A 13814-nucleotide genomic window follows, 5' to 3' on the forward strand; every position below is an offset into this window, starting at 1 on the left:
GCTTCCGCGACCCCCCCGGTGTCAAGCAGTCGCTCGGGTGGGGTGCCCATGTCTCTCCTTCGCCCGTGCCGTGAGGGCAACGATACCGAGGGGCCGGCGGGCGGCTGCGTGTTCGTTGCCGATTTTTTTGTAAGCCGCCACTTAACCGACCGCGCCATGGGATCATTTTTGTCGAGGGTCCCCATGGCCCGCGCTACCGCCGCGGCCTGCCCCGTTCCCACCCCTGGACTGTGATGCGTCGTACCCCCGACGCGGCCCCGAGCCGCGTCTCTCAGCCCTGCCCCGATTCCCACTGGCAGCCCGTTCCCCCCTCGATACAGGAGGTCGCGGCGACCGCCGCACGGCACGCGCAGCCGCAGGCCTGGCTGCGAGCTGTGGTGTGGCTGGTGGAGGAGGCCCGGCTCCATCCGAAGGCGGGCGAGGCGACGTTACGCGTCGCGCGGGACCTGGCGCGGCGGATGGACTACGTCGAGGGCACCGTGCTGTACGACCTCGACGGGACGGCCACGCGCTGCGCGCTGTCCCGAGCGACGGTCAAGCGGCACGTCGCCTACCTCCGGGAGCTGGGGTGCCTCGCCTGGGCCCGCCACGGGTCGCGACGCAATCTGCGGCTGCCCGGGCGGGCGTACGCGGGTACGGCGACGGTCTACGCGGCCACCATCCCGTACGCGTACGACCGGGCGCACGCCCACCGCGTCGACGGCCGGGGGTTCGGAGCCCGGGTCGTCGGGGTCCCGGTGCCGCCCGCGAGGGAGGCCGGGACCGGGGCGCCCGGCGGCCGCGGGCGTGAGCCCCAATCTCTCGGCGCTCACCCCCGTACAGGCGCAGTTGAGACGAGGGGGAGGTTGAAAGACACCCGGCACAGGCGCGCGAGCGCGCGCACCACCGCCCAGGCAGGGAGTCCGGCACTGAGGCACCCGATGCGGGTCGCCGCCGACATCCGGGTCGCCGCTCGCGTCCGGCCGCTCGTCCCGTGGACGCAGAGCGAGGGGCTGCGCCGACTGGCCCACGCGCTGCGGCCGTTGATCGACGAGGGGCTCGACGCCAATGACGTCGCCGCCGAGTTGACCTCCTGGTGGATCACCTGGCGCCCCGCCAACCCCGCCGCGTACATCACCGCACGCCTGCGCCACCGGGCGGACGCCTCTCCGTACGACGGCCTGTCGGCCGACGCCCACTCGCAGACCGCCGATCCCTCCGCCAACACCGCCTGGCAGGCATGGCTCCAGCAGCGCGCCACGGCGACGGACACCGACGAAGACCAGCGCACCGACGAAGACCGCCGCCACGCCCGCCTCTACAGCTGGGACCGCTGGGAAGAGGTCGCCGCCCACTACGCCACGAACCCCGACGACGCGCTGGACCTCTACGGCACCCGTCTGTGCGGGTACGCGGTCAAACGCGCGTCGAGCGGTTGGCGGAGACCTTGAAGGGCGCGCCGCGCTTCGTGGCTCCACGTGCCGGTGACCGAAAGCCGTTCTTCGACACCGCACCGCATGTGACCTGGGTTACCTTCAGGAGGACTGATGGGAGAGTTGTGATGACTCGGGGCTGGGAAGCCGATCCTTCTTCGCCACTGATGCGGATTGGGACCCCTTCCGCCCGCCTGCGCGTCGGCGCGGCCTCGGACCGCGCACATGAGATTTCGGCCAATACCGTTCGCACCCGACGGCATTGCATGCGCGTCATCCTGATCTCGTACTCCGCCCAGGGGTTCACCCTCCTGCACCGCGTGTGCGAGCGGGCCGGGCACACGTCCGTCGCCTACCTGCACGCCCGGTCGCTGCGGCCGGGCGAGCCGACGCGCAGCGGCGCAGGCGACGTCGTTGGCGCGATCATCAATGCGCTGCCGGACGGAATGGATCTGCTGGTTCCGGGCCGGAAGGGCATGCTGCCGCACATCATCGGCGGATATCAGGCCGACCTCATCGTCTGCTATGGATTCCCCTGGAGACTGCCCCCGACCGCACTCCGGGCTACGCGCCTGGGCGCCATCAACGTACACACGTCGATGCTGCCGAAATACCGAGGGCCCATTCCCGTCAACTGGGCCATCCGCAACGGAGACCAGGACATCGGGGTCAGCATCCACTGGATGGAGGACACCTTCGACTCCGGGGGAATCCTGGCTCAGGAAGCCGGGATCGCACTCGCCGACGACGTCATCCCGGGGCTGCTGTGGGAAGAGGTCGACCGGTACATCGAGCGCCTTCTCCCCCTGGCCCTCGCCCATGCCTCGGCCGGTGCCCCCGGCTCGCCCCAGGACGAGGGCGCGGTCACCTACGCGGGGTGGATGGAGCCCGGGTTCTACCGGATCGATTGGAACGCGCCGAGGGCGACGGTCCACAATCAGGTGCGCGCCATCAGGCGCGCCGGTACCTGCCCCCGGGCCCCGTCAAGCCGGGCCGACCGGCACCTCCCGTGCCGCCTCAGCGGGCAGCTCAGGCGGCTCCCCCGTCGTCCACACCGCCCGCACCTCCATCCGGCTCACCCGCCACCCCTCGTCCGTGCGCCGGAACCGGGCCTCGTACACCCCGCCCACCGTGAAGAGCGGGTCGGCTTCCTCGCCGCGGGAGCGGAGGGTGGCTTCGCGGTGTACGTGGGTCATGTGGGCGTTCCAGGTGACGTCGGCCGTGCGGGCGTCCGGGGCGGGGCGGACGAGGACGTCGGAGGAGATGTGGAGCGTGGCGGCGAAGCGGTTGACGGCCTCTTCCGCGAGGCGGGTCGCCTCGGCGCCGGTGGCGACGCCGACCGGGGTCGTCACGTGGAGGTCGTCGGTGAAGTAGGCGTCGGCCCAGCCGTCTTCGAAGCGGCGCTCGTCCAGGGCGCGGAAGAAGCCGCTGATGAGGGCGGCGATCTCGGTGTGGTCCTGGAGGTCCGGGGAGGTGCGCGTCTCGTTCATGGCTCGATCGTGCGACCTCGACCGGACTTGAGGTCAAGGGGTTCCGCGCCCGGGCAGTACGCTCACGCCACGCACCGCCCGCGCGCACCCGAAGGAGTCCCATGGCGGCCCGGCCCCTTCTCTTCCTGGACGTCGACGGACCGCTGAACCCGTACGCCGCAAAGCCCGAACGGCGTCCTGCGGGCTACACCACCATCCGCGTCCCCCGGGACGGTGTCGCCGCTCCGGGGCACGGCCTGCTCCGCTCCTCCGCCAAGCCGTTGCGGGTGTGGCTCAACCCGGCCCACGGCGAGGCGCTTTCGGCGCTCGGGTACGAGTTGTGCTGGGCCACCACCTGGATGAACGACGCGAACACGTGGATCGGGCCCGTCCTCGGCCTGCCCCGGCTGCCGTTCGTCGACTTCGGGGACGGGCTGTTCCGCGAGCGCCCCGACGGCGTGCACTGGAAGTGCGAGGCGTTGCTCGCGTACGCCGGTGGGCGGCCGTTCGCCTGGGTGGACGACGAGCAGAGCGATGCCGACCACGCCCACGTGAGCGCCCACCACCCGGCCCCGGCGCTCCTCCACCACGTCAATCCGCGGATCGGGCTGCGGAACGACGATTTCGCCGCTCTCGCCTCCTTCGCCGCGTCCCTCTCCGATTCGGCCTGACCGGACGCGCCGGCAGGCCCGGCCGGGGACTCGCTTCCCTTGGAACTCCTTACGAGCGACTATGGAGACCACGAGCGAGGGCCCGCAGACCGTGGTCCTCCGTGAGAGTGGGGGAAATCATGGTTCTGGTCATCGGTGTCGTGGTCGGTCTCGTCGTCGTCCTCGGCGCGTGCCTCGTCGCCCTCCGCAAGCGCGGCGGCTCCGGCGAGCGCGGGGCCTGGGAGCGCGGGGCGGCCGGGCAGGGGCAGGCGCAGGGCCTGGCGCACACGCACGCGCAGAGCCAGAGCTCGGGGCCGTACGGGGGCTGAGCGCGGGACTGCGGTTCACCGACACGGCGAGGTACGCGCACGGGGCGGCCGCCACCGGGCACGCCCCGGCGACCACGGCTCGCGGCCGAGCGTCGCCGCCGTACCGGTGGTCACCGCCCGGCACGGAGCGGAAGCCTCAACTCACGGACCTTTTACGGGCTCCGCAGCGCCAGCCGGTCGTGTCACCGCCCCAGGGACATGACCAGCCGCTCCAGTGACCTCCGAGCGGGCGGCCCCCACGTCGGCTTGCCGTTGGGCAGCCCCCGGTCGCCGTCGTCCGCGATGAGCAGGGCGCTCAGCGCGCGCAGGACCGCCCATCCCCGGGCGCGGCGAAGAGTCGCCACGTCCGGGGCGGGGCGGTAGGCGGCGTGGAAGCGGTCGGCGGCGCCGTCCGGGAGCAGAATCCAGGCGGCGGCGAGGTCGCAGGCCGGGTCACCTGCGAAGAGGTCACCGAAGTCGACGACGCCGCAGAACGTGCCGTTGGCGGTCAACACGTTGGCGGGATGCAGATCGCCGTGGAGCCACAGCGCGGGCCCCGTCCAGTCAGGAGCGGCGACCGCGTCCTCCCAGACGCGGCGGACCGGGTCCGGATCGGTGACCAGCCCCTTCTCGGTGACGGCGGCGAGCGCCTGCCCGAAGTGCTCCCCGTACGGCCCCAACGGCCCGCCGCGCCCCCGCCCGGCGGGCGCCTCGGCCGGGGCCGGCCGGTGCAGAGCGCCGAGGAACCGGGCCAGCGTGTCGGCCGCGTCCTCCGCCCGCGTCGCCGGGACCCGGTCGGCCGGCTCCCCGGACACCCAGGTGGTGACCAGCCAGGGCCTGGGAAAGCGTTCGGAGGGTACGCCGAGGCGCTGCGGTACGGGGACGGGCAACGGGAGTCCGGGGGCCAGCCCGGGCACCCAGGCGTGCTCCTTCAGCAACAGCTCATCGGCGGACTCCGTCGCCCACGGCAACCGCACGGCGAGCTCGTCCCCCAGCCGCCACAACTGGTTGTCCCACCCGCGCGCGCCCGGCTCCAGGGGGAGTCCGGCGAGGTCGGGGTGCTGGTCGCGGAGGAGGGCGCGGATCAGGTCGGGGGTCAGAGGGGTCGGGGCATGGGTCATGCGGGCCACCGTAGCCGGATGAACTCCGTTACGGGGCGGGCTACTTCTGCGCCGTTCGGGTCAGCACGTACGTGTTCCCGATGTCGGGGTCCCCGAAGAAGAAGAACAGCTTCAACTCGTGCTTGTGCTCGGAGCGGTCCACATAGAGGGACCAGTTGTACGTGGACGGGGGCTGGGTGTCCGCAGAGGGGAGCGGAGTCCCGGTGGCCTCCGAGGGGCGCCTGTCCACCCGTGTCGGTGCCTTCAGCGCGAGCCGGACGACCTGCCCGCCGTCGGTGTCGGCCAGCCGCCAGTCCCCCGTACCGGAGAGGCGCCAGCCCTCGTCGTAGTCGAAGTCGTGCCCGTCGAGCTTCGTGAGGGACGCCGTCCCGTCCTCGTGCAGCTCGACACGGGTGCCCTTCACGTTCGTCCAGTCGCCGGCGACTTCGGCGGCGGTGGCGTCATGGACGCCGGACCCGCCGTAGTACTGGGCGGGCCCGGCGCAGGCCACCAGAAGAAAGCTGAAGGCCGCCACCCCGGCGCGCACGTAGCACCTGCTTGCCACTGAACCTCCCCGCCCGTCAACCGCGTTGCGCGTTGAACGCGTTCAACCATAGGCCCGTGCTCTGCCCGTGGGGCCTGCGGGGTCGGTCCAGGCGCTCGGGGGTCGGTGCCCTCCGCAGCCGTCAGAACCGCTCAGCGAGCAGCCGCTTGCGGTGGTCCCGGCGGCGGACGGCCGTGACGATCACGATGACCGCACCGAGGCCGACTCCGGCGACGGGCAGAACGACGGCCAGGATCGACCCGCCCAGAAAGGTGACGATGCCGCCGGACTCCCCGAAGGCGTACCAGGACGGCCCTTCGGATGAGCAGGTGATCTCGTAGTCGCCCGGCTGGGAGACGTCGATGTCGTACAGGGGGTTCCAGGTCTCGTCGCGGGTGAGGAACACGTCGATGCCCGGACTTTCGAGGCGCAGCTCGCCCGGCCCGGTGATGCTGCAATGCTGGTCGTCCGACGGGCCCCTGTCCCTGATCCAGATCGTCCGCTCGCTCTCCGGGCCGAGCCGGAGGGACACGGTGTCATCGTTGACGAACGGGTGCTCGGCATCGACCGCGTCGACCATGTCGTTGAAGCGGTGGACGCCGAGGAGCACGCCCAGCACGACCAGTACGAGTGCGGTCGCGGCCGCTACGGCGTACCAGAAACGGCCGGGTCTGAGTTCGTTCGCCGGTATCTGCGGCGGTGCGGTGGGCAGCATCGACGCATCTTAGACCGCCTGTTCGAGATGGGCGGTGGGCCCGGCCCCGAGTGCCGTCGATGCCGTCGATGCCGTCGATGCCGTCGATGCCGTCGAGCACCGGCCTACGCCGCTGATCGTCCGCCCGGCAACGGCGCCTACGCCCGGCGGGGGCGGACGACGAGTTCACCGCCGCAGTTGGGACACGTGTCCAGCAGCGCATCGCCGCAGGACACGCAGAACGTGCACTCGTACGAACATATCCGGGCCGGCGCGTCCGGCGGCAGCGCCGATTCGCAGCGTTCGCAACGTTCGCGCATCTCCAGTGCCATGGCTCTCCTGAGGAGTTCGGGTTTCGTTGCCCGTTCCCATTCTCGGACAAGGCATCCTGAGCGGAAAGGGTCGGCAGGGGCAGCCTCGCACAAGATCCCGCCACTTCCCGAGGGCCACCCGGTCGACCGGCCCCGTCCCGTCGGCCCGTCGGACGCCGCCCTTCACACCCACTCCCCCGCCTCATCCAGCCAGACCCGCTCCCCCTCCCCCCGCACCGTCACCCCGAACCGCCCCCACCCCGGCCTCCCCCGCTCCACCCACCACGCATACGCACCCTCCACCTCGTCCCACAACCGCCGCCGGCCCCACTGCCACACGCGGCTCACCGCCTCCCCGTCCTCCACCAGCACGCACGCCCAGGACCGGTCCTTGCGGCCGTAGAACCAGTGCGGTTGAGTGCCGCCCACCTTCCCGGCGGCGACGTACGTGCAGGCGGGGACGCGGAGGCCCAGCGCGAAGGTCAGCGGGCTGAAGCGGTCGGTCGCCGCCAGGGCAGCCGCCGCGTCGGAGGTGGTCGTCGCCGTCGGAGCGGACGGGAGTCCCGAGGCGTACGACTCGTGGTCGATCGGGGCCGACCGGTGCGCCCGCAGCTTCATGAACTCCACCGGGCCCGTGAACCTGCCCGTCGCGCTCTTCCCCGTCGCGTCCACCGTCAACCGCAGCACCGCGTCGGCATGGGTGAAGCCCGTGCCCCACGGCGCCACGACCACACCCCCGGGCCGCGTCTGCTCCACCCACGCGTACGGGATCTCGCGCACCCCGCACGTGGCGATCACCCGGTCGAACACGCCCCGCCCCGGCGCCCCCGCCCGGCCGTCGCCGTGGATCACCTCCACCGGGGCGCCGAAGAAGCGGTCCAGGGCCTCGCGCGCCCGGCTCGCCACCGCCTCGTCCACCTCCACACTGACGACGTTCTCCTCGCCCACCTTGTGGGCCAGCAGCGCCGCGTTCCAGCCCGTCCCCGTGCCGATCTCCAGGACGCGGCAGTAGTCGTCCACCGCAAGCTCGTCCAGCATCCGGAAGACGACGCTCGGCATCGAGGCCGACGACGTCGACAGCCGGCCCGGTACGCGGCCGGCGTGCTCCCCGTCGTCCCACTGCGTCACGATCGGCACGTCCGCGTTCGCGTACCCGCGCCACGCCTGCGCGTCCTCCGTCCGCGACACGTGGACCGTCCGCCCGGTCGCCATGTCGTACGGCCAGATCGTGTCCGGCAGGAACGCCTGCCGGGGCACCCGCGCATAGGCATCCACCCAGCCCGGTTTCAGGACGCCACCACTCGTCAGGGCGTACGCCACCTCCTCGCGGGTGGGACGCGCCGTCACCATCTGCTCGCTCATGCCGCCGCCCCGCCCTTCGGCGGGTTCGGCACGCCCGGACCACCGTCCGGCGAGGGCGGGTCCTGGGGGCCGGGCCACGGGGTGCCGGGCAGGCCGTCCCCGCCCCCGTCCACGCGTACCGCGATGCCGGGCGCCGTCGTTTCCTTCATGACCTCGTTCATCCCCTTCCGCTTCTTCGGTCTGCGTGTGGCCGACGTGGCGCGCGCCGTCACAGGCGGTACTTCGCGTGGATCGCGTTCGTCTCCCGTACGCGGGCGCGGATGTCGTCCGCCGACGCCCCGGCCTTCGGCGAGCTGTCCGGGCAGACGGGCGCCCCGCACCGGCAGGGCGGGAACGCCGCGAGTGACGCGTAACGCGAGAGGTCCGGGTCCCGCCGCGACTCGCGGCCCGGGGGGTCTTCGTCGTCGGTTCGGGTGGGGAGCGGGCCGGAAGCCGGCGCGGTTCGATGCTCTTCGACAGGCACGCTTTCGTGTCCCTCCGTAGCGGTTTCACTACCAGACGCGCTCAGCGTGACCTAGCCTCGCAAAGTCATCAACGTGGCGGCCAGGGAGGGCATATTGGTCAACATCAAGGAGCTGAATCCGGACGCGTCACCCCAGGCGGCGTACGGCGCGCGTTTACGCAGGATGCGGGAGGCGCGCGGCTGGATTCAGGATCACATCGCCACGATGGTCGGCTGCACGGGCCGCCACGTCTCCGCGATCGAAACTGGTCGCAAATCCGCAACCCTGCCGTTCTCGCGGAGATTGGACGTCGCGCTCGAACTCGTCGGCACGCCGGATTCGTTCGAGCGTGAGTGGCGCGAGATGAGGCACGGCAGCCTGCTGGAGGGCTTCCCGGAGTACGTGGGTTACGAGGCGCGTGCGGTGGAGATCCGGCTGTTCGAGGTCGGGATCGTTCCGGGCCTCATGCAGACCCCGGAGTACGCGCGAGCCGTGGCCGAGGGCGATCTGCAACGGGGGTCCATCACCGCCGAACAGGCCGATGAACGCGTCTCGTTCCTGCTGGAGCGGCAGGCCGCGCTGGTCAGACCCCGGCCACCGATGGTGTTCGTCGTCATGGACGAAAGCTGTCTGCTTCAGGCCGTCGGCGGACCGAAGGTCATGAACGCCCAGCTGGAACGGCTGGAGGAGCTGGCCGCGCGCCCCAACTGGTTGCTACACGTGGCACCCTTCGCCATAGGCGCCCGGCGGGCCTTCAACTTGCCGGTCAACCTGCTGACTCTCTCCGACCGGTCTGTCGTCGCCTACGCCGAGTCCCAAGCGCAAGGGCACGTGGACCGAGAACCGTCGTTCGTAGTGCCCATGCTCACCGCCTACCATCAACTGCAAGGCGAGGCGCTGTCTCAGGCGGCGTCAGTGGCCAAGATCAGCCAGTTGCGAAAGGGCACTCCGTGACGACCGATTCCCTTCAGTGGTGCAAGTCCTCGTACAGCTCGAACGGCGGCAACTGCATCGAGGTCGCCGTCAATCTCGCCACCACGAGCGGCCATGTCCCCGTCCGTGACTCCAAGCAGGCCGACGGCCCTCGGATGTCGGTTTCCACCAACGCGTTCTCGTCGTTTGTGGAAGGTGTCAGGGCAGGGGAATTCGACACAGTCTGAGCGACCGACCGGCCGCCGTCACGGGGCCGCGCCACTCACCGCCGCCCGGCGGTGAGTGGCGACGAGAACGGCGAGCGCCTCCCGTTCAGGTCAGGTCCTTGTGCATGACGACGCACGGCCGGTCGTGGGCCAGGTCCTGACGTCGGTCGATCTCGCGCCAGCCGAGGGAGCCCCAGAAGGCCAGGGCGTCCGGATTGTTCTCCAGTACGGCGAGCCGGACGCCGCTCCGCCCCTCGTCCCGGAACCGCTCCTCGAGCAGCCCGGCGAGGCGCCGCCCCAGCCCCGAGCGGCGGGAGCGGCCGTCCACCATGAGCAGCCCGATCCAGGGCAGGCCGTCCTTCGGATGGCGGTCGAGCAGACAGACGATCCCCGCGAGGCGCCCTCCCCCGTCCCGGGCAAGCAGCACCTCGCCGCCCTCCGTGCCGGCTTCCCCTCTGAGATCGCCCTCGACGCGCGCCGCCTGGATGTCGTCGGGGTCGTACTCGCCCGCCACGCGCCAGTACGCCGGGTTGCTTGTGTAGAGGGCGACGACCTCGCGGATCTCCTCGGCCGTGAAGGCGAGGGGGCGAAGGACGAGGGGGGGGCGGGGTGAGCCTCTGATGATTGGGTCCAAGGGCCCGTTACCGTAGGCCGCCAGCGAGCGGTGTCGCATGCCGCTCGGAGGACGTGTCGTGGTCGGGCACTGCTCGGGAATGGCCTTGAGTCTCCAGTGACTGGAGACAGCAGAGTGGGGGACATGGACGTTACGACCCTCTACTCGATCGGGGAGCTTTCCCGGCGGACCGGCTTGTCCGTGAGGACCATCCGGTTCTACTCCGATTCGGGGGTGGTAGCGCCGACCACCCGTAGCCCCGCCGGTTACCGGCTCTACGACCTCGACGCACTGATGCGTCTGGAACTCCTGCGCACATTGCGCGAGCTGGGCATGGATCTGGCCACCATTCAACGGGTACTGGACCGCGAGCTCTCGGTGGCGGAAGTCGCCGCGGCGCACGCCGACGCCATGGACGTCCAGATCCGGGTGCTGCAACTGCGTCGGAGCGTTCTGCGAGTCGTGGCCGGACGCGGGTCCGGTCCTGAGGAGACCACACTCATGCACAGACTCACACAGTTGTCCGGCGAGGAACGCCGACGTCTGATCGACGACTTCGTGGAGGGCACCTTCGGCACAGTAGATGCCGACCCGACCGCGGTGGCCATGGTCCGCGCTGCCACTCCCGACCTCCCCGATGATCCGACCAGCGAGCAGGTCGCCGCATGGGTGGAGCTCACCGAGCTGGTCGGCGACGAGGATTTCCGTGCCCGGATGCGCCGGACGGCCGTACGTCAGGCCGCCGGGCGCCCGCTCGACGTCGAATGCGGTGCCGGTGAGGAACTGATGGAATTCACCCGCCAGAAGGTGGCCGAAGCCATGGAGTCGGGCATCGACCCGCTCAGCGACCGGAGCGCACCCGTCATCGACGACCTCGTGCACCGCTTCGCCGAGGCGCTCGCGCGCACCCCTGACACGGAGTTCCGGGACTGGATGGCCCAGCAGTTCGAAGAGGCGCACGATTCCCGGGTGGACCGGTACTGGCGGCTGGTGTGGATCGTCAACGGCTGGCAGGTAGTGCCGAACCTGATCCCGGTGTACCCCTGGCTCATCCAGGCCCTGCGAAATGACCGTGCCGCATAGTCGCCGCAGCTCCCCGTTCACCGCACCCGCCCGCTCACCCCTCCGCCCCCACCCGGTACACCACCTTCCCCTCCACCACCTCGAAGCCCAGCGCCCCGTAGAACCCCAGCGCCCGCGCGTTGTCCGTGTCCCCCATCCACTCCATCCGACTGCACCCCGGGCGGGATGTCGTCCGGGCCGGCGGGGCGGATGGTCACGGTCATCGCGGGGTCTCCTTCGGGGGCGTACGCGAGGATGCTCTTCATGGGCTTTCACCTCAACTGCGCACTCACCCTCGACGCAAGCACGTTGCCCCTCTACGACCTGGCGATCCCCGGTGGGTCCGCGTACGCGCCCCGCACCGGTGACCCCGCCCTCCCGGAGGGCTGGGTGCTGCCCGCCCCCTGGGAGCTGGCGCACGCCGTCAGCGGGCTCGGGTACGACCCGCGCGCGCTCACGCCACCCGCGCTCGACGCCTGGCGCGAGGCGGCGGGCGTGCCCGTGATGCCCGATCCGCTGGACGCGTTCGACGACACCGACCTCCTGCTGGGGTCGTTCCTCAGCCTCGCCGCACCCGTCGTCGTCATCAGCGACAGCACCTTCGGCGGGGAACTGCTCCACGAGTACGCGGCCGCCTTCCGCGACGGCAGGCTCGTCGCGGCCTGCGGCACCGGCCCCGAGGAGGGCCAGGCGTTCCGGCTGGAGGGCGGTGTCTTCCGGGCCGTCGATCCCGCCTCCCTCTCGCCGGTCACCGAGTGCGCCGGGCAGCTCCACGACGGGCTGCGCGGCGCCGACCTCTTCCGGGGGTACCTGCCCCGCAACGCCAACCACGAGGGGCGGCGCCACCGCGAACCGTGGGACGGGCCGGTGCCGTATGTCCGGCCCGGCTGGCGGCCCCACTTCCCGGTTCTGAGCCGGGCCTGGCCGCCCGGGGCGATGGCCCCCGGCACTCGGGTCGTCGTGGTACGCGACGAGGCGTGGGACGGGCCGTGGCAGGCCGTCGAGTTCGCCGGGACCATCGATGCCCTGGGCGTGCCCGAGCCCAACGGCCATCCTCAGGCGCACGACGGGGAGTTCGTGTACTGGGTCGCCTTCGACGCGTCGCAGCACACCAGCGACGGGGACGGGCCGTTCCGCAAGGCCCAGGTCTGGGGGCGGCATCTGCGAGTCGAGCCGTGACCCGACCGCGTAGGGTGCCCGGGTGATCGTCATTCCGGAAGAGTTCGCGCGGACCACGATCGCGCGCGAAGGGGACCCCGGGGCGGAGTGGATCGCCGGACTCCCCGCACTCGTCGCGGACGTGGCCGACGCGTGGGGCTGCACGCCCGACGGCGACGTCCTGCACGGCGGGGTCGGGGTCATCGTCCCCGTACGCCGCGACGGCACGCCGCCCGCCGTGCTCAAGGTCTCCTTCCCGCACCCCGGCAACGACCACGAGGCCGACGCCTTCGTCGCCTGGGGCGGGCGCGGGGCCGTCGCGCTGTACGAGCGGGACGCCGAGCGGTACGCGATGCTGCTGGAGCGGGTCTCGCCGGTGACGCTCGCCGAGGCGGTCGACGGGGACGAGGTGGTGGCCGTCGCCGCGCGGCTCGGGCGGCGGCTGGCCGTGCCCGCGCCCGACGGGCTGCCCCGGCTCAGCGACCGGGCCGGGGAGTGGGAGGACGAGTTGCGCAGGGACGCCGCCGAGCTGGCGCACGCCCTGCCGCGCGCCGTCCTGGACGCCGCCCTCGCCACCGTGAGGGAGTTGGGGCGGGAGCAGCCCGGCACGCTCGTCCACGGCGACCTGCACGGGCGGAACATCCTGCGGGCCGGACGCGAGCCCTGGCTCGCCGTCGATCCCAAGGGGTACGTGGGTGACCCGGCGTACGACGCGGGGGCGTTGATGAAGTCCCGCGCGTACGCCCTCGCGGTAGCGGGGCCGGGCGCCCACGACCTCAGCGACGCCGTGCACCGCATCGTGGACGTGTTCGCGGACGCCGCCGAGCTGGAGCGCGAACGGGTGCGGCGGTGGGCGCAGTTGCACGCCGTGCAGGCGGCGTTCTGGGCCCGGCGGCACGGATTCCGGGTTGCCCGCGGCGGGCCCGAACTGGAGTGGATCACCGCGCTCGCGGACCGGCTGGCGGAGTCGCTGACCGAGCGCCCCGGGGGGCGGTCGGTGCGGTGAGCCGGGCGGCCGGGGGACCCCGAGCTCCGCCGGCACGGTGTGACCGTGATCTCACCCGTCCGACCGGCCGATCACCTCACGGAACACCGCCCTCGATCGTCGGAGCGGGAGAGCGACGTCCCTCCTCCGGGGCGGCCTGCGACATTTCCCCTCAGGAGCGGAGAAAAGCATGCGCACCGCATACCTCACGGTCACCGTCCTCGGCGTCTTCTTCAACGGCGCCGCCGCCGTGACCTACCTCATCGGCCACGAATACCCGAAGTCCCAGGCCGACATGAAGGGCATCCCCCGCACGTACGTCCCCTGGCTCGGCATGTGCCTGGCCGCGGGCACCCTGGGGCTGCTCGCCGGGTTCGCCGTGCCCGCGCTCGGCACGCTCGCCGCGTGCGGGCTGATCCTCTACTTCATCGGCGCGATCATCGCCCATCTGCGGGTGGGGTCCCGGAACATCGTCGGCGGGATCGTGTTCCTGGCGACGGCGGTCGCCGCTCTGATCCTGGGCGTGCGGTACCACGGGGCCTGGTGAGCGCGGCCGCCTGAGGA

General features: G+C 71.8%; 18 protein-coding genes and 1 pseudogene. 10 read left to right on the forward strand and 9 right to left on the reverse strand.

Going from position 1 to position 13814, the window contains the following annotated elements; translation table 11 throughout:
* Positions 1-374 precede the first annotated feature (374 nt).
* Together ACFUJY_RS15930 and ACFUJY_RS15935 are read left to right on the forward strand one after the other, a co-directional pair.
* A complete protein-coding gene (locus tag ACFUJY_RS15930) occupies positions 375-1430 on the forward strand; it encodes a cell wall protein (RefSeq protein WP_383299186.1) in 1056 nt (351 codons plus the stop codon).
* A 458-nt stretch (positions 1431-1888) separates the two neighbouring features.
* Positions 1889-2149, forward strand: a pseudogene (locus ACFUJY_RS15935) (formyltransferase family protein); the annotation flags it as partial.
* A 246-nt stretch (positions 2150-2395) separates the two neighbouring features.
* On the opposite strand, the gene ACFUJY_RS15940 reads toward ACFUJY_RS15935, so the two are convergent.
* Positions 2396-2902, reverse strand: coding sequence for a nuclear transport factor 2 family protein (locus ACFUJY_RS15940; protein ID WP_383299189.1), 507 nt, complete (start codon positions 2900-2902; stop codon positions 2396-2398).
* Positions 2903-3003: 101 nt separating this feature from the next.
* Here ACFUJY_RS15940 and ACFUJY_RS15945 point away from each other — a divergent pair, with 101 nt between their 5' ends.
* Positions 3004-3552, forward strand: coding sequence for a hypothetical protein (locus ACFUJY_RS15945; protein WP_383299192.1), 549 nt, complete (start codon positions 3004-3006; stop codon positions 3550-3552).
* A gap of 119 nt (positions 3553-3671) precedes the next feature.
* Positions 3672-3860 (forward strand): hypothetical protein, encoded by a 189-nt coding sequence (locus ACFUJY_RS15950; protein WP_383299195.1) that lies wholly within the window; start codon positions 3672-3674, stop codon positions 3858-3860.
* Positions 3861-4042: 182 nt separating this feature from the next.
* Here ACFUJY_RS15950 and ACFUJY_RS15955 read toward each other — a convergent pair whose 3' ends face one another.
* The 7 genes from ACFUJY_RS15955 to ACFUJY_RS15985 form a co-directional block, all read right to left on the reverse strand.
* Complete coding sequence (locus tag ACFUJY_RS15955; protein WP_383299198.1) at positions 4043-4960, reverse strand: aminoglycoside phosphotransferase family protein; 918 nt, start codon at positions 4958-4960, stop codon at positions 4043-4045.
* Positions 4961-5000: 40 nt separating this feature from the next.
* Positions 5001-5504 (reverse strand): hypothetical protein, encoded by a 504-nt coding sequence (locus tag ACFUJY_RS15960; RefSeq protein ID WP_383299201.1) that lies wholly within the window; start codon positions 5502-5504, stop codon positions 5001-5003.
* Between the two features lie 121 nt (positions 5505-5625).
* Positions 5626-6198, reverse strand: coding sequence for a hypothetical protein (locus ACFUJY_RS15965; RefSeq protein ID WP_383299204.1), 573 nt, complete (start codon positions 6196-6198; stop codon positions 5626-5628).
* A 137-nt stretch (positions 6199-6335) separates the two neighbouring features.
* Complete coding sequence (locus ACFUJY_RS15970; RefSeq protein WP_383299207.1) at positions 6336-6509, reverse strand: DUF1272 domain-containing protein; 174 nt, start codon at positions 6507-6509, stop codon at positions 6336-6338.
* A gap of 162 nt (positions 6510-6671) precedes the next feature.
* On the reverse strand, positions 6672-7850 hold the full coding sequence (locus ACFUJY_RS15975) for a methyltransferase domain-containing protein (protein ID WP_383299210.1): 1179 nt from the start codon (positions 7848-7850) through the stop codon (positions 6672-6674).
* Positions 7847-8011 (reverse strand): hypothetical protein, encoded by a 165-nt coding sequence (locus ACFUJY_RS15980; RefSeq protein WP_383299213.1) that lies wholly within the window; start codon positions 8009-8011, stop codon positions 7847-7849. The genes ACFUJY_RS15975 and ACFUJY_RS15980 overlap by 4 nt, the downstream gene beginning before the upstream one ends.
* Before the next feature lie 47 nt (positions 8012-8058).
* A complete protein-coding gene (locus tag ACFUJY_RS15985; protein ID WP_383299216.1) occupies positions 8059-8313 on the reverse strand; it encodes a hypothetical protein in 255 nt (84 codons plus the stop codon).
* A gap of 94 nt (positions 8314-8407) precedes the next feature.
* Between ACFUJY_RS15985 and ACFUJY_RS15990 the strand changes: the two genes are divergently transcribed.
* Both ACFUJY_RS15990 and ACFUJY_RS15995 read left to right on the forward strand, forming a co-directional pair.
* Entirely contained in the window at positions 8408-9247 is an 840-nt protein-coding gene (locus ACFUJY_RS15990) for a Scr1 family TA system antitoxin-like transcriptional regulator (RefSeq protein WP_383299420.1), read from the forward strand.
* Positions 9244-9453 carry a DUF397 domain-containing protein gene (locus tag ACFUJY_RS15995; RefSeq protein ID WP_383299219.1) on the forward strand — a complete coding sequence of 70 codons (210 nt, stop codon included), beginning with the start codon at positions 9244-9246 and terminating at the stop codon, positions 9451-9453. Before ACFUJY_RS15990 ends, ACFUJY_RS15995 begins: the two co-directional genes overlap by 4 nt.
* A gap of 85 nt (positions 9454-9538) precedes the next feature.
* Here the strand turns inward: ACFUJY_RS15995 and ACFUJY_RS16000 are convergent, their stop codons facing one another.
* A complete protein-coding gene (locus ACFUJY_RS16000) occupies positions 9539-10066 on the reverse strand; it encodes a GNAT family N-acetyltransferase (protein WP_383299222.1) in 528 nt (175 codons plus the stop codon).
* A 123-nt stretch (positions 10067-10189) separates the two neighbouring features.
* Between ACFUJY_RS16000 and ACFUJY_RS16005 the strand changes: the two genes are divergently transcribed.
* The 4 genes from ACFUJY_RS16005 (at position 10190) to ACFUJY_RS16020 (ending at position 13797) form a co-directional block, all read left to right on the forward strand.
* On the forward strand, positions 10190-11128 hold the full coding sequence (locus tag ACFUJY_RS16005) for a MerR family transcriptional regulator (RefSeq protein WP_383299423.1): 939 nt from the start codon (positions 10190-10192) through the stop codon (positions 11126-11128).
* 243 nt (positions 11129-11371) lie between these two features.
* Positions 11372-12286: a hypothetical protein gene (locus tag ACFUJY_RS16010; protein ID WP_383299225.1), complete on the forward strand. Its 915-nt coding sequence runs from the start codon at positions 11372-11374 to the stop codon at positions 12284-12286.
* 22 nt (positions 12287-12308) lie between these two features.
* Complete coding sequence (locus ACFUJY_RS16015) at positions 12309-13271, forward strand: aminoglycoside phosphotransferase family protein (RefSeq protein ID WP_383299227.1); 963 nt, start codon at positions 12309-12311, stop codon at positions 13269-13271.
* A 169-nt stretch (positions 13272-13440) separates the two neighbouring features.
* On the forward strand, positions 13441-13797 hold the full coding sequence (locus ACFUJY_RS16020) for a DoxX family protein (protein ID WP_383299230.1): 357 nt from the start codon (positions 13441-13443) through the stop codon (positions 13795-13797).
* Positions 13798-13814 lie beyond the last annotated feature (17 nt).

The sequence above is a fragment of the Streptomyces sp. NPDC057249 genome, from assembly GCF_042669245.1.
Lineage (GTDB): Bacteria > Actinomycetota > Actinomycetes > Streptomycetales > Streptomycetaceae > Streptomyces.